At 39.5% G+C, this 22,851-nt stretch carries 17 protein-coding genes; all 17 read left to right on the forward strand.

The window, feature by feature from the left end; translation table 11 throughout:
- Positions 1 to 30 precede the first annotated feature (30 nt).
- The 17 genes from ssnA (at position 31) to E7A03_RS00195 (ending at position 22,851) form a co-directional block, all read left to right on the forward strand.
- Positions 31 to 1,359 (forward strand): putative aminohydrolase SsnA, encoded by a 1,329-nt coding sequence (gene ssnA, locus E7A03_RS00115; protein ID WP_077708590.1) that lies wholly within the window; start codon positions 31 to 33, stop codon positions 1,357 to 1,359.
- Between the two features lie 28 nt (positions 1,360 to 1,387).
- Positions 1,388 to 3,079, forward strand: coding sequence for a selenate reductase (locus E7A03_RS00120; protein ID WP_316073538.1), 1,692 nt, complete (start codon positions 1,388 to 1,390; stop codon positions 3,077 to 3,079).
- Positions 3,076 to 4,425, forward strand: a complete 1,350-nt coding sequence (gene hydA, locus E7A03_RS00125) for a dihydropyrimidinase (protein WP_077708588.1) — start codon at positions 3,076 to 3,078, stop codon at positions 4,423 to 4,425. Before E7A03_RS00120 ends, hydA begins: the two co-directional genes overlap by 4 nt.
- Positions 4,426 to 4,442: 17 nt before the next feature.
- The gene (gene xdh / locus E7A03_RS00130; protein WP_004696528.1) at positions 4,443 to 6,992 is read left to right on the forward strand and encodes a selenium-dependent xanthine dehydrogenase; all 2,550 of its coding nucleotides are present in this window, start codon (positions 4,443 to 4,445) and stop codon (positions 6,990 to 6,992) included.
- 145 nt (positions 6,993 to 7,137) lie between these two features.
- On the forward strand, positions 7,138 to 8,523 hold the full coding sequence (locus tag E7A03_RS00135; RefSeq protein ID WP_021148373.1) for a nucleobase:cation symporter-2 family protein: 1,386 nt from the start codon (positions 7,138 to 7,140) through the stop codon (positions 8,521 to 8,523).
- Between the two features lie 204 nt (positions 8,524 to 8,727).
- Positions 8,728 to 9,915, forward strand: a complete 1,188-nt coding sequence (locus E7A03_RS00140) for a RuBisCO large subunit C-terminal-like domain-containing protein (RefSeq protein ID WP_077708587.1) — start codon at positions 8,728 to 8,730, stop codon at positions 9,913 to 9,915.
- Between the two features lie 105 nt (positions 9,916 to 10,020).
- Positions 10,021 to 10,827: an MBL fold metallo-hydrolase gene (locus E7A03_RS00145; RefSeq protein ID WP_008714316.1), complete on the forward strand. Its 807-nt coding sequence runs from the start codon at positions 10,021 to 10,023 to the stop codon at positions 10,825 to 10,827.
- A gap of 2 nt (positions 10,828 to 10,829) precedes the next feature.
- A complete protein-coding gene (rlmH, locus tag E7A03_RS00150; RefSeq protein WP_077708586.1) occupies positions 10,830 to 11,309 on the forward strand; it encodes a 23S rRNA (pseudouridine(1915)-N(3))-methyltransferase RlmH in 480 nt (159 codons plus the stop codon).
- 111 nt (positions 11,310 to 11,420) lie between these two features.
- On the forward strand, positions 11,421 to 11,876 hold the full coding sequence (locus E7A03_RS00155; RefSeq protein ID WP_004696521.1) for a CBS domain-containing protein: 456 nt from the start codon (positions 11,421 to 11,423) through the stop codon (positions 11,874 to 11,876).
- Positions 11,877 to 12,039: 163 nt separating this feature from the next.
- Complete coding sequence (tig, locus tag E7A03_RS00160; protein WP_008601449.1) at positions 12,040 to 13,344, forward strand: trigger factor; 1,305 nt, start codon at positions 12,040 to 12,042, stop codon at positions 13,342 to 13,344.
- Positions 13,345 to 13,380: 36 nt separating this feature from the next.
- Positions 13,381 to 13,974 carry an ATP-dependent Clp endopeptidase proteolytic subunit ClpP gene (gene clpP, locus E7A03_RS00165; RefSeq protein WP_004696517.1) on the forward strand — a complete coding sequence of 198 codons (594 nt, stop codon included), beginning with the start codon at positions 13,381 to 13,383 and terminating at the stop codon, positions 13,972 to 13,974.
- A gap of 12 nt (positions 13,975 to 13,986) precedes the next feature.
- On the forward strand, positions 13,987 to 15,240 hold the full coding sequence (gene clpX / locus E7A03_RS00170) for an ATP-dependent protease ATP-binding subunit ClpX (RefSeq protein ID WP_008601448.1): 1,254 nt from the start codon (positions 13,987 to 13,989) through the stop codon (positions 15,238 to 15,240).
- Positions 15,241 to 15,305: 65 nt separating this feature from the next.
- A complete protein-coding gene (lon, locus tag E7A03_RS00175) occupies positions 15,306 to 17,615 on the forward strand; it encodes an endopeptidase La (RefSeq protein WP_156697640.1) in 2,310 nt (769 codons plus the stop codon).
- The gene (yihA, locus tag E7A03_RS00180) at positions 17,615 to 18,313 is read left to right on the forward strand and encodes a ribosome biogenesis GTP-binding protein YihA/YsxC (protein ID WP_024062006.1); all 699 of its coding nucleotides are present in this window, start codon (positions 17,615 to 17,617) and stop codon (positions 18,311 to 18,313) included. Before lon ends, yihA begins: the two co-directional genes overlap by 1 nt.
- Complete coding sequence (locus E7A03_RS00185) at positions 18,310 to 19,281, forward strand: polyprenyl synthetase family protein (RefSeq protein WP_004698598.1); 972 nt, start codon at positions 18,310 to 18,312, stop codon at positions 19,279 to 19,281. Before yihA ends, E7A03_RS00185 begins: the two co-directional genes overlap by 4 nt.
- Position 19,282: 1 nt before the next feature.
- On the forward strand, positions 19,283 to 20,173 hold the full coding sequence (gene tatC / locus E7A03_RS00190; protein ID WP_101928841.1) for a twin-arginine translocase subunit TatC: 891 nt from the start codon (positions 19,283 to 19,285) through the stop codon (positions 20,171 to 20,173).
- 20 nt (positions 20,174 to 20,193) lie between these two features.
- Positions 20,194 to 22,851, forward strand: coding sequence for a valine--tRNA ligase (locus tag E7A03_RS00195; protein WP_101928842.1), 2,658 nt, complete (start codon positions 20,194 to 20,196; stop codon positions 22,849 to 22,851).

The raw sequence follows: 22,851 nt of genomic DNA on the forward strand, positions 1-22,851 counted from the left end.
ATTTCAACGAATCGTTGAGGAGGTGCCCACATGATTATATTAGGAAAAGGTACTGTTATTACTCGCGACGCTGATAGACCTATCATTTATGATGGTGCTGTTGCTATCGACGGGACTCAAATTGTTGATATTGGTATATATGATGAATTATGTAAAACGTATGTAAATGCAGAAATCATTGATGCTCATGGTGGCCTAATTATGCCAGGTTTCATTAATGCACATCACCATATTTATTCCGCTCTTGCACGAGGTTTATCATTGCCAGGTCCGGCACCGACTAACTTCGGTGAAATCTTGGAAGGACTTTGGTTCTACTTAGATAATAAATTGACCGCTCCTGATGTAAAAGCAAGTGCATTACTTACGTATTTAGGCTGTATCGAAAATGGTGTAACTACTATTTTTGACCATCACGCAAGTTATGGTGAAGTTCCTAACAGCTTATCCATCATTGCAGATGTAGCTAAGCAATTTGGCGTTCGCTCTTGCTTGTGCTACGAAGTGTCTGACCGTAACGGTGTTGATCAGATGAAAGCCGCTGTTGCAGAAAACGTACGCTTTGGTAAAGAAGCCAAGCAAGATTCATCTAGACTTGCTGCTATGATGGGCTTGCATGCATCTTTCACACTAAGCTCTGATACATTAGACTATGTGAAAGCTCACAATGAAGATCAATTAGGTTATCATGTTCATGTTGCAGAAGGGCCTGAAGATGTGGCCGATAGTAAAGAAAAGTATGGCATGACACCTGTTAGACGCCTCGTAGAGGCAGGTATTTTAGGCCCTAAGAGCATCGCTGGTCACTGTGTACACGTAACTGACGAAGATGTGGCATTATTGAAAAAATCTCAAGCTAAGGTCGTACATAACCCAGAAAGTAACATGGGTAATGCAGTAGGCACGACAGATATCTTAAAACTATTAGATGCAGGGATCACTGTTGGGCTTGGCACAGATGGTTATACAAATGATATGCTCGAATCTTATAAAGTAGCGAATTGTCTCGTGAAACATGAGCAACATAAACCATATGTAGGCTGGGGCGAAGTACCTCATATGCTATTTGAAAACAACCGCAAAATGGCTAATGAATTCTTCGATACTACGGTAGGCATCCTTAAAAAAGGTGCCGCAGCTGACGTAATTGTTCTTGATTACGCAGCACCAACACCACTTGATGAAAACAACATCAATGGTCACTTACTATTCGGTGCTAATGGTATGTATGTGGTAACAACTATTAGTGATGGTGTACCACGCATGATTGATCGTAAATTACAAGGCATTGATAAAGCTGAAGTAATGGACGAAGTTTTAGCAACATCTAAAGGTTTATGGAAACGACTAAACCCATAACGCAAACGCTTTAAAGGAGTGTGACATTATGAGTGACATTATGTATCCGGTAAGTTTCGGAAATTTGATGAACCACATTATGACTGAGTACAAGATGTACAATCGTATTTACAATGTAAATAAAATTCATCGTACGAATCATGATCAACGCTTATCTATCTTTGGTAAATCTATTGAAAATCCTGTAGGTCCAGCAGCTGGCCCTAATACACAGTTGGCACAAAACATTGTGGCATCTTATGTAGCTGGTGCTCGTTGCATCGAATTAAAAACCGTACAAATTATGTATGGTGAAGAACTAGGTATTCCTAGACCTTGTATCTACTCTGTAGACGAAGCCTACAACGTAGAGTGGTCTTCTGAATATAGCTGTGATGAAGCTGCTGATGAATACATCAAAGCTTGGTTCGCATTGAAATTAATCTCTAAAGAATTAGATTTAGGGGATCCAGATGGCTTCTTATTCATCATGAGTGTTGGCTACAACTTGGCTGGTATCAAGAGCCCTATGGTTGATAAATTCATTAACACAATGCGCAGTGCATCTCAATCCCAAATGTGGGATACTTGTAAACAATGGTGTCTTGACCATGTAGATGAATTTGAGCATATTGATGCTGATTATATCAACTCTATTAGTGATGAACTTTGCCAAGCAATTACATTGTCCACAATGCACGGTTGCCCAGCAGAAGAAATCGAATCCATTTGTTCGTACCTTATCAGTGAAAAAGGTCTTCACCTATACTTAAAATGCAACCCTACATTGTTAGGTCCAAAACGCATTAGAGAATTATTGGATAACGCTGGTTTTGAGTACATTGACTTTGAAGATCATCAATTTGAAGTTGACCTTCAATTCGATAAAGCTGTTCCAATGTTAGAGCGTCTTATCGCTCTTGGTGAAAAACACAATAAGATTTTCGGTGTTAAATTGACAAATACATTCCCTGTACAAATTCACAACAATGAATTGCCAGGCGAGCAAATGTATATGTCTGGTAAATCCTTGTTACCTGTAACAATTGGTGTAGCTGAGCTCTTAAGTGCTCAATTCGGCAAACGTTTACCTATGTCTTATAGCGGTGGTGCTGTAAAACAAAATATCAAAGCTATCTTTGATTGTGGTATTTGGCCTGTAACAGTATGTACAATTCTTCTACAAGGTGAAGGTTACAATACTTTCAAAGGCTTAGCAGACGAAGTAGAATCTACTGATTACAATGCTGCTTTAAAAGTTCATAAAGAACTTATCGCTGAACTTGCTAAAGATATCGCTGAGAACAAAATTTTCAAAAAGAGCGATGCTATGAAGAAAAAACGTGAAGCAATGCCATCTTTCCCAGGTACACGTAGCTCTGACTACCACTGCCGCGTAGTTTGTGGCGCTTGTGTTCGCGTATGTCCTAATAGATGTAATGAAGTCGTTACTGTAAATGATGCTAAATTGATCGTCCATGTTGATCAAAGCTGTAATGAGTGTGGTAACTGTGCATGTCATTGCGTAGAACCTTGTCAACCATACAAGGATCGCATTACATTCTTCCACAATGCTGAAGCTTTAGCAGATAGTACAAATGATGGTTTCTACATCAAAGGCACTAGCTGTGGTTATCGCTTCAAAGGTGAAGAAGCCGTATGTGACATTGATGCATTACCTAAAGAATTGAAAGGAGTTGTACATGCCTTCTGTAAAGAGCATGTGTACTATGTATCATGATTATCATACAACAAGGGGAATTGGTCTTAGCTGATCGAATCCTTACCGGAGATTTATTAATTGATGGCGACAAAATTGTCGCCATCGATGAACACGTTCCTGTTCCAGAAGGGGCTAAAGTAATTGATGCAAAAGGTTGCTACGTATTCCCAGGATTTATAGATCCTCATACGCACTTTCAAATGACCAATACTTTAGCATCGACTGCGGATGATTTTGATAGTGGTACGAAGGCTGCTATACTTGGTGGGACTACTTCAATCATCAATTTTGCTTCTCCCGAGGATGGCTCCCTTTGTAAAGGTTTAGAAGTTCACAAGGAGCGTGCCGCAGGGCGCTGCTCCTGTGACTACAAATTCCATATGGAGCTTGTAGAAATGAATGAAGAGGTATCTCATGAAATACCAAAGGTTGTAGAAGCTGGTGTATCGTCCTTTAAAGTGTACTTAGCGTATGGCTTCCGTTTAACAGATCGAGAAATTTATGATGCTATTGAAGCTATAAAACCAACGGGTGCGCTTGTAGGGGCTCACTGTGAAAACGGTGATCTTATCGATGCCTTTGTAGCAGATAAACGTAAACGTGGTGAATTAGATGTAGACAATCATCCACTCACAAGACCGGCCATGATTGAATCGGAAGCGATTAAGCGATTTAGTACAATTGGTGCTGCATTAGAGTATCCCGTGCATATTGTGCATGTAAGTTCTAAAGAAGGCGTAGATGAAGTTCTACGTGAGCGGGCATTAGGACATCAAGTGACTTGTGAAACATGTCCACAGTATTTGGTGCTTGATGAATCACGATATAAATTACCTGATTTTGAAGGGGTTAAATTTGTGATGAGTCCTCCACTTAGAACGATACAAGACCAAATGGCATTGAAGCATGCACTAGTAAATGGTGTATTCCAAACCATTGGTTCCGACCATTGTAGCTTTACCTTTAATGATCAAAAATTAAAGAGTCGGTATGACTTTACCCGAATTCCTGGAGGTATTCCTGGAGCCGAAGAACGGGGCATCATTGCTTATGATGTGTTGGTTAACCAATGCAATATGAGTGCTGTAGATTTTATGAAATTAGTTAGTGAAAACCCAGCAAAGCTATATGGCATGTATCCCAAGAAGGGTACATTAGCTGTAGGTAGTGATGGGGATATAACAATTGTAGATAAGCATATAGAACATATGCTTTCAAAAGAGTCCGCCCATACAAAGGCTGACTATATACCTTACGAAGGAATATCTGTAACTGGCAAGGTTCGAGATGTTATCCTTAGAGGTCACCATGTGGTACAAGATGGATCCTTAACAGAATCGTATCTTGGTGAATGTATTCCTTAATGAGAGGAGGGCTATATATGTACCGCTTTCAAGTGAATGGCACCCAATATGAGGTTCAAGAGGATCAACGTTTAATTGATTTCTTGCGAGCTGATTTAAAGTTGACGGGCACTAAAGAAGGTTGTAGTGCTGGTGCATGTGGTACGTGTACAGTAATTATAGACGGAAAAAAAGCAAAGGCTTGTGTAAGCAAACTATCTCAATTAGACGGTAAATCAATTGTCACGATTGAAGGTTTATCTGAACGAGAAAAAGCAGTATACACCTATGCTTTTGGTGAATGCGGAGCGGTGCAGTGTGGTTTCTGTATACCAGGTATGATTATTAGTGCAAAAGTATTGATTGACGAAAATAATGACCCTACACCTGACGATGTTAAAAAGGCGATATTAGGTAATATTTGCCGTTGTACAGGCTATGTAAAAATTGAAGAGGGCATTATGCTAGCTGCAAAAATGTTCCGTGAGAACTTACCAGTTCCAGAAAAGGATACAAATGGTAATGTAGGCGCTCGTTTACACCGTGTAGATGCTGAGGAAAAAGCATTAGGTACTGGACAATACTCTGATGATATCTATATGGATGGCATGATTTATGCCAAAGCATTGCGTTCTAAATACCCACGAGCTAGAGTTGATCGTGTTGATGTGTCTAAAGCTCTTGAACATCCAGCATGTGTAACGGCATTGACTGCTAAGGATGTACCATTCAATAAGACTGGTCATTTAGTACCGGATTGGGATGTACTTATCGCCGAAGGTGATATTACACGTTATGTAGGCGATGCAATTGCACTTGTTGCAACTACAGAAAAGAAATACTTAGACGAAGTATTGGCTCTAGTTGAAGTTGATTATACTGAATTAGAACCCGTACTAGATCCATTGGAAGCACTAAAACCAGATGCTCCTCAGTTACATCCAGAGGGAAATGTATTATCTCGTCAAACATTATCTCGTGGCGATGTAGATAAGGCTATTGCAGAGGCTGCTTTTGTAGTAACAAATCATTATTCCACACCTCAAACCGACCATGCATTTATGGAACCAGAATGTGCCGTTGCATATCGTGAGGGTGATGAAATTCATCTGCATTCAGGTAGCCAAAATGTTTATGATGATCGTCGTGAAGTTGCTCGTATGCTTGGTATTCCGAATGAGGCTGTAAAGGTTCACAGTATGCTCGTAGGTGGTGGCTTTGGTGGTAAAGAAGATATGACCGTACAACATCATGCATCACTCGTAGCTTGGCTTACAGGAAAACCAACTAAGGTACTTTTCTCCCGTCAAGAAAGTCTCAATATTCATACTAAACGTCATGCGATGGAAATGGATATTACAACAGCTTGTGATGCGGAAGGTAATTTGGTAGCAAGTAAGGTAAATATCGTTTCTAATTGTGGCGCGTATGCATCTTTAGGTGGTCCTGTACTTCAACGTGCTGGTACTCATTCTTGTGGCCCTTATCACTTTGATAATTTTGCCTTTGATGGTGTATGTGTTTATACAAATACTGTTCCTGGTGGTGCATTCCGTGGGTTTGGCGTAACACAAACTATCTTTGGTCAAGAGCAAAATATTGATGAATTAGCTGCGTTGGTAGGCATGGATCCTTGGGAATTCCGCTACAAAAATGTTGTACGCCCTGGTGACTCATTACCAAACGGCCAAATTTGTTCCAAAGAAACCGCTTTAGTAGAATGTTTGGAAGCTGTAAAAGATGCATATTATGCCTCTGATCGTACTGGCCTTGCGGTATGTTTGAAAAATAGTGGTATTGGTGTAGGACTACCTGATACGGGTCGCGTTATTTTAGAAGTACGTGATGGTAAAGTTCGTATTCGTACGGGTGCCGCTTGTATTGGTCAAGGCATGGCTACTATGGCAACACAAGTACTTTGTGAAACGACAGGCTTAACGGCGGATAAAGTATTTGTAGAACGACCTGATACAGTACGTACACCAGATTCTGGTACAACTACTGCATCTCGCCAAACGCTCTTTACCGGTGAAGCAACGCGTAAAGCAAGTCTTCGCTTAAAAGAAATGTTAGATACTAAAACATTAGAAGAACTGAATGGCGTAGAGATTTATGAAGAGTTTCTCGGTGAAACAGATCCATTTAATTCTGATAAATCGCATCCAAAAAATCACGTTGCCTATGGTTATGGTGCATGTGTAGCAACAATTGGTGAAGACAATAAGGTTGCTAATTTACATGTAGCATACGATGTAGGTCGTGTAGTGAACCCTCAATCCTGTACAGGTCAGGCCGAAGGTGGTGCCATTATGGGAATGGGGTATGCCGTTACAGAAGACTTCCCTTATAAAGAAGGGTATGTAACATCTAAATACGGTACGCTAGGACTTCTTAGAGCTACCCAATGTCCTCCAATTCATGTAAGTCTTATCGAAAAAGGGACACCAGAACAATATGCATACGGTGCTAAAGGTATTGGCGAAATCTCTAGCATTCCGATTGCACCGGCTATTGCAAATGCGTATCGTCGTATCGACGGAGAACCACGTAGGTCCTTGCCGATTAAACATACAGGTTATAAAAAATAGAATATTTGCTTAATGGTAGGGGCTTTTGCCCCTAGCCATCAAGGTTCCCACGTGAAGTCGATGAGATTTCTAAACTCTATCATGTACGATAGTATGACTATATTGTTTAACTAGTAACTAAAACGTAAGATATGAGGTGATTCTTATGAGTAAAGGTGCATCTGGTGTCGACCATGTAGATGGTATGCTGCCAATCCCGCAGTTATTCGCTTATGGTTTACAGCACGTTCTGGCTATGTATGCTGGGGCAGTAGCTGTACCAATTATTATTGCACAAGCTATGCATTTGCCAATTGAAGATTTAATTCGTTTGATTACAGCTGACTTATTTACATGTGGTGTAGCTACATTGATTCAAACATTAGGATTCGGATCAGTTGGCGGGCGTATTCCTCTTATTCAAGGTGTTACATTTGCTTCTGTAGGCCCTATGATTATGATTGGTCAACAGCATGATATCAATACGATTTACGGTGCGATTATCGTAGCTGGTCTCTTTACATTCCTTGTGGCACCATTTTTCAGTCGTTTGATTCGGCTATTCCCACCTGTAGTAACAGGTACTATCATTACTATTATTGGTATCAACTTGATGCCAGTAGCTGTTAACTGGATGGGGGGTGGCGTAGGCAATAAAAACTTTGGCGATCCACTATACATAGCTCTTGGTGTAGCTACATTTGTTCTCGTTATATTAACTTATCGATTTGGTAAAGGTTTCCTTGGTAATTTGGCAATCTTAGTTGGCCTTATTCTCGGTACAGCCTTAGCTATGATTGTTGGTATTACAGATTTTTCAGAGGTAGGACGTTCTCAATGGATTTCTGTTGTAACACCATTCTATTTTGGTCTTCCAACCTTTGACTTTGCTTCTATTGTATCTATGATTATTGTAATGCTCGTAGTTATGGTAGAAACAACTGGTGATAGTATTGCGGTAGGTGAAATTGTAGATAAACCTATTGGTCAAAATGAATTGGCTGCGGTACTTCGCGCGGATGGCTTGTCTACTATTATTGGTGGTATCCTTAATAGTTTTCCGTATACAGCATTTGCTCAAAACGTAGGTCTTATTGCTGTAACACGTGTTAAGAGTCGTTTCGTTGTAGCAGCATCTGGTGTAATTTTAATTTTATTAGGCCTTTTCCCTAAATTAGCCGCTATCGTAGCTTGTATTCCAAATGCTGTACTAGGGGGCGCAGGGATTGCTATGTTCGGCATGATTATCGCCAGTGGGATTCGTTCTCTTGGTAAAGTTAGTTTCGATGGTAACTATAACCTGATGCTAGTTGCCATTAGTATTGGGGTATCCATGATTCCTCTTGCAGCACCTCAATTCTATACACACTTTCCAGCATGGGCTCAAATTCTGTTGAAATCTGGTATCACAGCTGGTAGTATAGTAGCTGTTATTTTAAATGTAATGTTTAATGGTTTTGGTTATAAAACTGTTAACGAACCTAATCGTGCGACTCGTAAATATCGCCACTTCACACGATTCAAAGGTTATCCTAAACATTTCTACCAATAAGATATAGTTAGACGAGTTTACTCTCATGCGATTATATGTATTGTCTCTCACAGTAGAAACCTTGTTAGTATAGGTAAAACATCAATATATATGGTTTCGTTTGTTAAAAAGATCTCACTCTGATTTGGAGTGAGGTCTTTTTTTATGGAATCGTATACTACTTTGGTATATAATTAAATAATATTATTGCAAAGGAGACGCATTATGAAAGACGAGCGATTTATAGTTACATATAGAATAGAAGCGAGTACATATGAAGAAGCAAAATCAATTGCTTGGGCTGTTCAAGTGGAGCAAACTATAGAATTTCCTTATGAGTTTGTAACGGATCCATACATTAAAGAAACTATTACTGGTCGACTAGAATCTCTTGAACCTATAGTAGAAGACTCTCCTTATATCAATGTAGGTGTGATGCCAAATGCTGTAATTGACACCTCTCGTTACTATTTGGCTCGTATTTCATATCACGTAGATACCACGGCCTTAGAGGCTACACAATTTTTAAATGTTGTCTTTGGTAATTCTTCGTTACAGCCACATATTTGGGTAGTAGATATTGAACTATGTCCAACACTTTACGATGTGTTTAAGGGACCACAATTTGGCTTACAAGGAATTCGTCGATTAGTGGAAACCCCGACGCGTCCAATGATTCAAGCCGTTGTAAAGCCGATGGGCACACCGAATGTAGAATTGGCTCGTATGTGTGGCGCTTACACACGTGGTGGTGCAGATGTCATAAAGGATGATCATGGTATTTCTAATCAGTCCTTCTCTCAATATAAAGATCGTGTAAAACGATGTGCTGCTATGGTACAGGAAATGAATGCTGTACATGGTACACATACTTTATATGCTGCAAACGTATCAGGTGATGGTACAGATGTGTTAGAACGCGCTTATTTTGCCAAAGAGGCTGGTGCTACAGCTCTCATGGTGGCTGCAGGTCTCGTTGGTTTCGGTTGGTTACACAAATTAGCTACTGATGAAAACTTACGATTGCCCATTATTCATCATCCAGCTTATTCTGGTGGATTTGTAAGCCCTGGTGTATCTGGAGTAGCTGACTATTTACAACTAGGTTTATTACCTCGTATCTTTGGGGCTGATATGCCAATTTTCGTATCTTATGGTGGACGCTTTACTTTTACAGAGGAACAATGCAAGAGGATTTCCTCTTACATTAAACAGCCATTAGGTTTGATGAAAGCAGCTTGCCCGGCACCGGGTGGTGGTGTTACAGATGCTCGTCTTAATGAACTCGTTGAGCTGTACGGAAATGATACTATGTTCCTCGTTGGCGGTGACATGTTCCGTCGAGGATCAGATATTGAGGCTAATATGTCGTACTTTGTAGAGCGTTTGACTAAATTATCTGAAAGAACGTAATAATAGCTTGAATTTAAATGAGTTAATACAATATTTAACTAAATAACTAAGCTATTGACTTTTACAGAAATAATAGATTTATGATTAAGTATATGGAGTGTTTTGATGAGTGAATCCTCACCGTTGGAGGTCCATGTCCTTGCCAGTGGTAGTAAGGGCAATTGTACAGTGATAAAAAAAGGGAACTCCGTCATATTACATGATGTAGGCATCAGTTGTCGACGCATTGTCAATGGGTTAAAAGAATTACAAATTGATATGGCACAGGTAGAGGGTATATTTGTCAGTCATGAACATAGTGATCACATTGCGGGACTACAACAATTACTAAAACGATTTGATATTCCTGTGTATACGAAGCAAGGCACCTGGCGTGAAATCCAAGATAAGTTAATCGTGCCAAAGAATCGATTAATCGAGCTTACAAAGGGCAGTTTGACGTTGGGGAGTCTAATTGTGGAACCTTTTTCGGTAAGTCATGATGCGGCTGATCCAATTGGTATAAATGTGTTTGCTGGGAACGATAAGGCAACTATTGTCACTGATACAGGCGTGATTTCAGATGATATTTTACGTAGAATTGATGATACGACTCTGTTAGTGCTAGAGGCGAATTATGATCCTCATATGTTGCGATTCGGACCATATCAGCCGTTTTTGAAACAAAGGGTGGCTAGTGATGAAGGTCATTTGAGTAATGAAATGGCTGCGCAAGCACTACTCATGATGAAACGTCCTGATTTTATGCAAGTTATATTGGCCCATCGTTCTGAAAATAATAATAACTCTGTCCTTGTTACCCAAACTATTGGCAAAATGCTTGTTGATGGTGGTGTTCGTATTGGACCTGAAATGAAGTTACAACATGGTCAGCCTAATGAAATTGTGTCCATCCAATCTGTGAAGAGGTAAAAATGAGATTTTATGTAGTCTGTATCGGCAAATTGAAGGATGTTTATTTACGTGAGGGCGTAGCAGAGTTTGTGAAACGCATGCGCCCCTATGGTGGCATTACAATTACAGAGCTGAATGAAAGTAAAATTGGAGATAAGCCGAGTAATGCGGATCGCAAACAAGTCGTTGCAGAAGAAGGAGACCGTTTATTAAAAGCGGTCCCTAAAAATGCGTATACCGTATTACTTGACGTGTATGGCAAACCAATGTCCTCTGAAGAACTCGCTAAGACGGTATCTAAGCTTGAGGTGGATGGTGTTAGCGATATGGCTTTCATTATTGGTGGTGCCTTTGGGGTGAGTGATATATTACGTCAGGCTGTAAATTATAAATTATCTTTTAGCCCTATGACTTTTACTCATCAAATGGTTCGATTGCTACTTGTAGAACAAATTTATCGAGCATCAAAAATCAATCGTAATGAACCTTATCATTGGTAAAAGACGTAGACTTAAAAATTATTTGTATAATACTTTCAGAAAAAAGGAGTTTTATTATATTGTGGCGAATAGTATAATAAAGCAAGATGTATTTGTAAGGAGGAATTCACTATGAAAATCCAAGAAGTAATGAATAAATACCCTGTTACTGTTGGCAAAGATGCGCCGATTTCTGATGTAGCTGATTTATTGGTTAAATATAATTTAACAGCTGTGTCCGTAGTGGATGATGATAATAAGTTGTTAGGTATTATCTCTGAAGGTGATTTACTTTATAAAAAAGTACGTCCTCATGTGCCTCATTATGTTAATGTATTAGGCGCTAGCATCTATTACAATGGCATCGGTGAATACAATGCTCAATTTAAAAAATTATTGGCATCTCACGTTCATGAGTTGATGACTGATGAAGTAATTACAACCACACCGGATAAAGATGTAGAAGAAATTGTATCTGTTATGCTTGACCAACATTTGAAAAATGTGCCAGTTGTAGATAAAGAGTACCGTTTGATTGGAATTTTGTCTCGTCGGGACATTATCAAATTGATTGCTAAAGATAACTAATTGGCATAATTATGTTAAATATGTAAAGACCACCCGTTTTGGGGTGGTCTTTTAGTGTATATTGAGAAGAATTGCATTGACCTTGCATTTATGTTATTATTAGGAGTGCATAATATACTACAGAAATTTGGGCATATTGCCCTTCGAGGAGGACATATTTTAAATGAAAGCAACTGTAAATCCTGTTGATCAACACGTAGTAACGTTAACTATTGAAGTACCTGCAGCAGAAGTAGATAAGGGCATTAAACAAGCTGTAAAACGCATTGCAGGTCAAGTGAACATCCCTGGCTTCCGCAAAGGACATGCGCCTCGCCGTATTTTGGAAATGAACTTCGGTAAAGAAGCTATCTTGGAAGAAGCGTTTGAAGTATTGGCTAGCCAAAACTATAGTGCTGCACTTCGTGAAAATGATATCGTGCCTGTATCTGAACCTGAAATCGAACGCGAACAATTCGAAGAAGGCAAAGATTTGATTTTCAAAGCTACTGTAACTAAACGCCCTGAAGTTAAACTTGGCGATTACAAAGGCTTAGAAGCAGATAAACAAGATGCTACAGTATCTGATGAACAAATCGAAGAACAGTTGAACAATATTCGTGAACAACAAGCAAAAATGGTTGTTGCTGAAGAAGGCGCTACAATTCAAAAAGATGACTTCGCAGTAATCGACTTTGCTGGTTCCGTTGATGGTAAACCTTTTGATGGTGGTGAAGGTAAATCCTATCCATTACAAATCGGTTCTGGTAGCTTCATTCCTGGCTTCGAAGATCAATTGATTGGCGCTAAAGCTGGTGATGATGTAACTGTAAAAGTAACATTCCCTGAAGACTACTTCGTAGCAGAACTTGCTGGTAAAGAAGCAGAATTCAAAACTCATATCCATGATATTAAACGTAAAGAATTGCCTGAATTGAATGATGAATTCGCAAAAGAAGCAAGCTCTTACGAAACTATTGAAGAATTGAAAAAAGATCTTCGCACTAAAATGGAGGAAGAAGCTTCCCGTCGTGCAATCGATACTTACAATGCTGACTTGATTCAAACAGCTGTTAAAAATGCAACTGTAGAAATCCCAGAAGTAATGATTAAAGATCGCGTAGAACAAATGATTCAAGAATTGGCTATGAATATGGAAGGCCGTGGCTTGAAACTTGATGACTACTTGAAATTCTCCAATAAAACTATCGAAGATTTACGCTCTGAATACAAAGATTCCGCAGCTGAAAACGTACGCGCTGATTTAGTATTGGATGCTATTGCAACTGCTGAAGGTATCGAAGTAACTCCAGATGATATGAACCGTGAAATCTTCATTATGGCTCAAAACTTTGGGGCAGATCCTAAAGAAGTTTGGGATATTATTGCAAAAGAAGGTCGTGTAGCTATGTTGGCAGGCTCTGTAGCTCGCAAAAAAGCAGCTCGATTCATTATTGATAATGCAAAAGGCGCTGAAGCGGCTGAATAATAGTTTGCTCAACTGGGTACATGAAAAGGTGATTACATGTATGTACCAATCGTAGTTGAACAAGGTGAACGCGGAGAGCGTTCCTATGATATTTACTCTCGCTTGTTAAAGGATCGCATTATTTTCCTTGGTGGCCCCATCGATGATAATGTGGCAAATGCGGTTATTGCGCAAATGTTATTCCTAGAAGCAGAGGATCCTGATAAGGATATCCATTTGTACATCAATAGCCCTGGCGGTGTTGTAACCGCAGGTATGGCTATTTATGATACGATGCAATATATTAAACCAGATGTGTCTACTATTTGTGTAGGCTCTGCAGCGAGCATGGGCGCTGTGCTTTTAACAGCTGGCACTAAAGGTAAACGATATGCATTGCCTCATGCGCGCATCATGATTCACCAACCATTAGGTGGTGTACAAGGACAAGCATCTGAAATTGAAATCCATGCCCGTGAGATTCTTCGCATGCGTGAAGAGTTAAATGGTATCTTAGCTTCTCGCAGTGGACAAGATATTGAAGTAGTAGCTCGCGATACAGACCGCGATAACTTCATGAGTGCTCAGGATGCCGTTGAATACGGCTTAATTGATGAGGTGCTCACAAGAGAACCTGTAGAAAGCAAGTAATGGAGGCGCCCCTTGGCAAAAGATAAAGACACTATGCGCTGCAGTTTTTGTGGACGCACAAGCGAGGAAGTCCGCAAATTAGTGGCGGGGCCTAACGTGTATATTTGTGATGAATGCGTTGAAGTTTGTGAACGCATCATTGCAGATGAGTTGGGTGCGGTTGAGACGGACGACTTTAATTTAAAAGAATTGCCAACGCCTAGAGAAATTAAAGCTCATCTTGACGAATATGTCATTGGTCAAGATGATGCTAAAATCTCCTTAGCCGTGGCTGTATATAATCACTACAAACGTTTACAAACAGATAATGTAGTTGATGACGTAGAATTACAAAAGGCTAATGTTTTATTCATTGGTCCTACTGGTAGTGGTAAAACACTATTGGCTCAAACCTTAGCGAAAATGCTAGAAGTACCATTTGCTATTGCAGATGCTACAAGCTTAACTGAGGCTGGGTATGTAGGGGAAGATGTAGAAAACATCTTACTCAAAATTATCCAAGCTGCAGATTATGATATAGCTCGGGCTGAACGTGGCATTATCTATATCGATGAAATTGATAAGATTGCTCGTAAGTCTGAGAACCCTTCCATTACACGTGATGTGTCTGGTGAAGGCGTACAACAAGCATTACTCAAAATCTTAGAAGGTACTGTCGCTTCTGTTCCCCCACAAGGTGGTAGGAAGCATCCTAATCAAGAAATGCTTCAAATTGACACTACGAATATTCTCTTTATTTGTGGTGGTGCATTTGATGGTATGGATAAGGTTATTACTAAGCGTACCGCTAAGAAAACACTTGGCTTTGGTGCAGATGTACAGCGTAAAGAAGAACGCAATGTATCGGCTATCTTAAAAGATGTTGTACCTGAAGATTTATTAAAATTTGGCTTGATTCCTGAGTTTATTGGACGTTTGCCAGTAATGGTGACATTAGATCAATTAGACAGAGATGCGTTAATTCAAATTTTGACAAAGCCTAAAAATGCATTAACAAAACAATATGAAAAAATTCTATCCCTTGATGGTGTAGAATTAACTTTCACTGAAGATGCATTAGAAGAAATCGCTGATGAAGCTTTACAGCGAAAAACAGGTGCTCGTGGTTTGCGTGCTATCATTGAAAAGGTGATGAAACGCGTAATGTTTGAGGTTCCTTCCATGCCGGAAGTAACTAAGTGCATTGTGAATCGTGAATCCGTATTAAGCACAGGTGAACCTATACTCAAAAATGAGGCAGACCAAGACATCCAGTTGAAATCGTAATTCGAAGAAACTCATTTCTGTGTAGGAATGAGTTTCTTTTCATAATATATATACCTGGAGGAAGTATGAATTTACTCGAAGTTGGGATCCCTACCGTACCTCTCAGAGGCATGGTAGTATACCCGAATATCGTGATTCACCTCGATATCGGTCGAGACAAATCCATTAAGGCGGTGGAAGCCGCAATGAATGAGGACCGCATTTTAGCCGTCGTAACTCAAAAAGATGATGCTGTAGATGCGCCAACAGTTCATGATTTAGCCCAAATGGGTACATTAGTAAAAATTAAACAAATGTTGCGCTTACCAGGTGGTATAGTACGTGTTCTTGTAGAGGGCATCACTCGTATTCGTCTTATGAATATTACTAGCATGGACCCTTATTATATAGGAGACTATGAACGAGTGGCGTCTGAATTTGAAGACGATGTAGAGCTTGAAGCTTATCGTCGTTTGGTTCAAGCTAAATTTGGCGAATGGGCAGAAGAAGCTAAATCAGTTACTGATGAAGGTGTAACGCGCGTTATGGAATTACGCAATCCTTGTGAATTAGCTGACCAAGTTGCATTTCTATTGCCTATTAATAATTTGAAACGTCAAGAGTTACTTGAAGAATTATCTGTGGCTCGTCGTCTTAACATGATTGTAGGCATTTTAAATATGGAATTACAAATCTCTGATTTGGAAAATTCCATCAATAATCAAGTGCGTCAATCTATGGAAAAAGCGCAGAAGGAATATTTCTTGCGCGAAAAAATCCGCGTTATCCACGATGAGTTGGGTGATAAAGGAGATCCCGAGGAGGAGGCAGAAGAACTACGAGTTAAGTTAAAAGCACTTAACCTAAGTGAAGACGTACATACGCGTATTGATAAAGAAATTTCTCGTTACAGCCGCATGCCTCAATTGATGCCGGAAGCAACAATTTTGCGCAACTACTTAGATTGGGTATTGGCATTACCGTGGAACGAATTAACGGAAGACCGTTTAGATATCAAGGGCGCTTATGCTATGCTCGAGGCCGATCATTATGGCCTTGAAAAGGTTAAGAAACGCATTTTAGAATTTTTAGCGGTTCGTAAATTAACCGGTAAAAATAGTGGCTCTATTCTTTGTTTAGTAGGCCCACCAGGCGTTGGTAAAACCTCTTTGGCTACCTCTATTGCTAAAGCAATGAATCGTAAGTTTATCCGTGCATCCTTAGGTGGTGTTCGTGATGAAGCTGAAATTCGTGGACATCGACGTACTTATATTGGTGCTTTACCTGGTCGTATGATTCAGGGGTTAAAAAATGTAGGTACTAAGAATCCTGTATTTTTATTGGATGAAATTGATAAATTAGCATCTGATTATAAAGGCGATCCATCTTCAGCGTTATTAGAAGTATTGGATCCAGAACAAAATAGCACATTTAGTGATCACTTTATCGAAGTACCGTTCGACTTCTCTGAAGTTTTCTGGATTACTACGGCTAATGTAGCATCTAATATTCCTGGTCCATTGTTAGATCGTATGGAAATTATTGAGTTGTCCAGCTATATGGAAGAAGAAAAACTAGAAATTGCTAAGCGTTACTTAACACCTAAGCAAATTAAGAAAAATGGCCTTGAAGATTACAAGGTTAAATTATCTGATGCTGTGTTAAGAAAGGTAATTTCCGAATATACTCGCGAAGCAGGTGTTCGTACTTTAGAGAAAACAATTGCTAAGATTTGCCGTAAGATTGCTTTCAAAGTAGTTGAAGAAGGCGGAGACGCACCAAAAGTCACTACTAAGAATCTTCACGAATTCTTAGGCGCACCAATCTTTGTTGACCAAGAGCGAGAAAAGAAAGCACAAGTTGGCTATGTAAATGGATTAGCTTGGACATCTGTTGGTGGTGTAGTATTACCATGTGAAGCTACAACTATGAATGGTACCGGTAAATTGGCTTTAACTGGTAGTCTCGGCAAGGTTATGCAAGAGTCTGGTCAAGCGGCTATGAGTTATATTCGCCATAATGCAAAAGCTTTAAAGATTGAAGAAGATTTTTATAAAAAGCTTGATATTCACGTTCACTTGCCAGAAGGGGCAACCCCTAAAGATGGTCCTTCTGCAGGTATTACAATGACATTAGCTATGGTATCTATTTTGACTAACCGCAAGGTTCGTTCTGATATTGCCATGACTGGTGAAATCACATTGCGTGGCCGTGTATTACCAATAGGCGGCTTAAAAGAAAAATTATTAGCAGCCTTGTCTCATGGTATAAAAGAGGTGTTGATTCCAAAAGGCAATGAAAAGGATATTGCAGAATTACCTGACATTGTGAAAGAAGGCCTCATCATTACGCCAGTTAAGACAATGGATGAAGTATTAGCAAAGGCACTTGTGTAATGCAAAAGAAGAAAAAATCCACTAAACCAATGGGCCCAAAACCACAATATACACGAAAAGAACCAAAGGGGCCTCGTATTATAGCTGCAAAATATAATACTTCCTGTGTGAAGGCGGATCAATATCCTGAAGGGGATACTGTAGAAATCGCCTTCCTTGGACGCTCTAATGTGGGCAAGTCTTCGTTGATTAATTCTTTATGTAACTATCGTGGGTTAGCCCTCGTTAGTGGTCAGCCAGGTAAGACTAAGACGATAAACTACTTTGATATTGAATCAAAAGAGGATATTTCTGAAACCGAGGAACGCAGATATAACTGGTTTCTCGTTGACCTTCCTGGTTATGGTTTTGCAAAGACAAATAAAGGAAACCGCAATCTGTGGTCTTCCTTTATTGCCGATTATATTTTACATTCTGAACGATTGATGTTGTTGTGTTTACTTATCGATGGTCGCCATCCTGAAATGGCCATTGATAAGGTGGCCTTTGATTGGCTCGTCGAAGCTGGTGTTCCGTTACAAATTGTAGTGACCAAGGCCGATAAATTGACGGCTAAAGAAAAGTCTGCAAACTTGTCTATTATTAAAGAGCTATATCCAACGGCTACCCCGCCGATTTTGTACAGCTCTTTAAAGCATACTGGGCGTGAGCTTTTACAACAACGAATCAATAAAATTTTGGTAGGAGATGAAGCATGAGTCAAACGAACGAATTAGAGATTATGGAACGCATTGCTCTAGATTTAGAGCATGTCGAAGAGTCTCTTGCATCATCTTTTAATACCGGTGCAGAGGACTTCAATGCACTGATTCGACCGTTATCAGCAGCAGGTGGTAAGCGTTTGCGCGCTCAATTGTGTCTATTGATTGCTAATGCAGGTACATCTATAGAGCGTCAACGCATTAAAATTGCTGAGGCTGTTGAAATGCTTCATTTAGCAACACTTATCCATGACGATGTTTTAGATCAAGCTGAAATTCGCCGTGGGGAGGATACAATTCACATGCATAAAGGTAATAAGGTAGCTATCCTTAGTGGTGATTATTTATTTGCTAAAGCATTTAAAATCGTATCTGAAATGACGAATATGAAGTATCTTCAAGTATTCTCTCATATTATTACATGCCTCGTAGAAGGTGAGTTCATGCAAATGGAAGATGTATATCGCATCGATCAAGGCATAGAGCGTTATATGACAAAGACGCAAAAGAAAACAGCAGACTTCATGGAAGGCTGTATGGAGCTTGGTGGTCTCTTAGGAGATTGGCAAGAGGATGAAATTATAGAGTTGAAAAAATATGGTCATGCATTAGGCATGGCATTCCAAATTACAGACGATATTATGGATTATCGTGAAACAGCGGAAACAACGGGAAAGCCTGTAGGGAATGATCTTCGAGAGGGACTATTGACGTATCCGTTATTAAGCATCGTTAACGATGGTAATAAAGATAAATTGCTTGAAGATATTAAAGGCTTAAATAATGGTGGTAATGAGCAAGACATTATTGATTATGTTATTGCTCAAGGTGGAATTGATAATACATTAGCTGTAGCTGATAAATATTGTAAAGATGCTCTAGCGGCACTCGCTGCAGTGCGTGATTTCCCAGGGAAGGAATTTCTTGTGATGGCTGTAGAAAATCTGGCTGATAGAAAGGTATAATATGGAACCATTCGAACCAAAATCGGATTTCGAATATCCCATGCAAAAACCTTCTTTTGATAGTGTAGTTCGTCAAAAACGGCGTGAAGCAGAACAAAAGTCTGAGCAAGAACGATATAAGGTGGCAACTCAACACATTCCTGAGGATGTGGAAGATGAACCAGTTTATACGGCTATAGAGCAGAAGATGATGGATGAAGCAAGGGAATTGTCTCTTGTAGGACATCTTTCAGAGCTGCGAAAACGATTGATTATAATAGCTGTAGCAGTTATTGTGGGAACTTGTATTTCTTATTATTATGTAGACTTATTATTGGAAATACTCCTAAAACCGGCTGGCAAGCTCTATTATATGAGACCTACTGAAGCATTTTTTACATATATGAAGGTGTCTGTTGTAGGTGGCTTAGTCATAGCCGCTCCCATTATATTGCATCAGATTTGGCTATTTGTTAAGCCTGCACTAACTGTGCGAGAAAAGCAGCTATCTAACTGGATCTTACCAGTAGCAATTGGTCTATTCGGGATAGGTATTGTATTTTCTTATTTTCTCGTATTGCCTGCAGCAGTGAGGTTCTTTATGGGCTTTGCTACAGATGAATTACAGCCGATGTTTTCTATTGGTCAGTATATGGACTTTGTATTATCCTTTGTACTGCCCTTTGGATTTATCTTTGAGTTGCCGTTGATCTTAATTATTTTGGGATATTTCAACTTAATTACATCACGCTTTTTAAAAACGAAGCGAAAGATATTTATTCTTATATCCTTTATCATAGGTGCTGTCATTTCACCTACACCGGATATGTTCTCGCAAACGATGATTGCATTACCTATGATATTGCTATATGAAACAAGCCTATTTGTATTGGCTAAAATTATGAAGCGCTAAGGAGTCTTTTAGGAGGAACGATGAAAACCTACGAAAATTTAACCACATATAATCCTGGTGAAATAGAAGGCAAATGGTATTCTTATTGGGAAAATCAAGGATACTTTCACGAAGAAGTAGACACGAATAAAGAGCCATTTAGTATCGTATTACCACCTCCTAATGTAACTGGTATGTTGCATATGGGGCATGCCCTTGATAACACATTACAAGACATCCTCATCCGTTTCAAACGCATGCAAGGCTACAATGTATTGTGGATGCCAGGTACAGACCACGCTGGTATTGCTACACAAATCAAAGTAGAAGAGATGCTTGCTAAAGAAGAAGGAAAATCTCGCTATGATTTGGGCCGTGAAAAATTCGTAGAGCGCGTGTGGGAATGGAAAAAAGAATATGGTGATACTATTGTAAAACAAATCCGTAGCCTTGGCGCATCCTGTGATTGGAACCGTGAGCGATTTACTTTGGATGAAGGGTATTACCATGCAGTGCGCGAAGTATTTGTAAGTCTTTATGAAAAAGGTTTGATCTATCGCGGTGAACGCATCATCAACTGGTGTCCTCGTTGTGCCACTGCGTTATCTGATGTTGAAGTTGAGCATGAAGATGAACATGGCCATTTATGGCATATTAAATATCCTGTAAAAGGTGAAGATAATCGTTTTGTTGTTGTTGCTACAACTCGTCCAGAAACAATGTTTGGTGACGTAGCAGTAGCAGTAAATCCTGATGATGATCGTTATAAAGATCTCATTGGTAAAACATTGATCTTGCCATTTGTTAATCGAGAAATTCCTGTAATTGCCGATGACTATGTAGATGCTAGCTTCGGTACAGGCTGTGTAAAAATTACACCTGCTCATGACCCTAATGACTTTGAAATGGGCCAACGTCATAATTTGGAATCCATCGTTGTTATGAACAATGATGCAACAATGAATGAAGGTGCTGGCAAATTTAATGGCTTACCTCGTGAAGAAGCGCGTAAACAAGTAGTAGCAGAACTTAAAGAATTAGGCCTACTTGAAAAAATTGATGATCATGACCATGCAGTAGGTCATTGCTCCCGTTGTAATACAATCATCGAACCAATGGTATCTAAACAATGGTTCGTAGATATGAAACCATTGGCAGAGCCCGCTCTTAAGGTTGTTAAAGACCACGAAGTAGAGTTCGTTCCTGAACGTTTTACAAAAACATATGTGAACTGGCTTGAAAATATCCGCGATTGGACGATTTCTCGTCAATTGTGGTGGGGCCATCGCATTCCTGCATGGTATTGTGATGACTGTGGTGAAACTATCGTTAGCCGTGAAGATATTACAGAATGTCCTCATTGCCACGGTCATGTTACACAAGATCCAGATGTTCTTGATACATGGTTTAGCTCTGGTTTATGGCCGTTTGCCACAATGGGTTGGCCTAAGCAAACTCCAGAACTTAAACAATGGTATCCAACAAGTGTGCTTGTAACTGGTTACGATATTATCTTCTTCTGGGTTGCTCGTATGATCTTTATGGCTCTTGAGTTTGAACATGAAATTCCATTTAAACATGTATTTATTCATGGTCTTGTTCGCGATAGCCAGGGCCGTAAAATGAGTAAATCTTTGGGCAATGGTATTAATCCGCTTGAAGTTATCGACCAATATGGTGCTGATGCATTGCGCTTTACTCTTGTAACTGGCAACACACCTGGTAACGATATGCGTTTCTATATGGAACGTGTTGAGGCTAACCGTAACTTTGCCAATAAGATTTGGAATGCATCAAAATTTGTATTGATGAACCTTACTAATTATGATGAAAGTTTCGTTCCAACAGCAGATGATTTGACATTAGCAGACCAATGGATTGTTCAAAAATACAATGAAACAGTACAAAGCGTAACATCTAATCTCGATAAATTCGAACTTGGTGAAGCGGCAAGTTCCGTATATGATTTCATTTGGAATACGTACTGCGATTGGTACATTGAATTAGCGAAACCTCGTTTGTATAGTGAAAGCGACGAACGTGATCGTCGTACAGTTCAATATTTACTTGTAACAATCTTACGTCATATGCTCGAATTATTACATCCATTCATGCCGTTCGTAACTGAACATATTTGGCAACATTTGCCACACGAAGGGGACAGCATCGTTGTTACTAAATGGCCTGAAGCATTGAAATTCGATAATCTTGAAGGGGCAGCACGTCAAATGGAAGTTATGATGGATGCTATCAAAGGTATTCGTAACATGCGTGCTGAAATGAATGTGCCTTTAGGTAAAAAAGCTGAGGTTATCGTAGCGCCAACAGATGAAGCATTAGCTAAAACTGTAGCAGAACATAGTGACTACTTCGTAACATTGGCTTGGGCTGAGAAAGTAACAATTCTTGGTACCGATGATCCAAAACCAGAAAATGCGACTGTAACCGTTGTCAATGGTATGGAAGTATATCTCTTACTTAAAGACTTGATTGACGGTGAAAAAGAAAGAGAGCGTATTGCAAAGGAAAAAATCCAAATGGAAAAAGAAATTTCTCGTTTGGAAGGTAAATTGTCTAACCAAGGCTTCTTAGCAAAAGCTCCTGAAGCTGTAGTAGCAAAAGAAAAAGAAAAGTTAGAAGAATATAAACAAAAACAACAAGCGTTATTGGAACGTGAAGCGTTCCTTGAAACCTTATAA

This window comes from Veillonella parvula (assembly GCF_032472435.1).
In the GTDB taxonomy this organism is placed as follows: Bacteria; Bacillota; Negativicutes; order Veillonellales; family Veillonellaceae; genus Veillonella; species Veillonella parvula_N.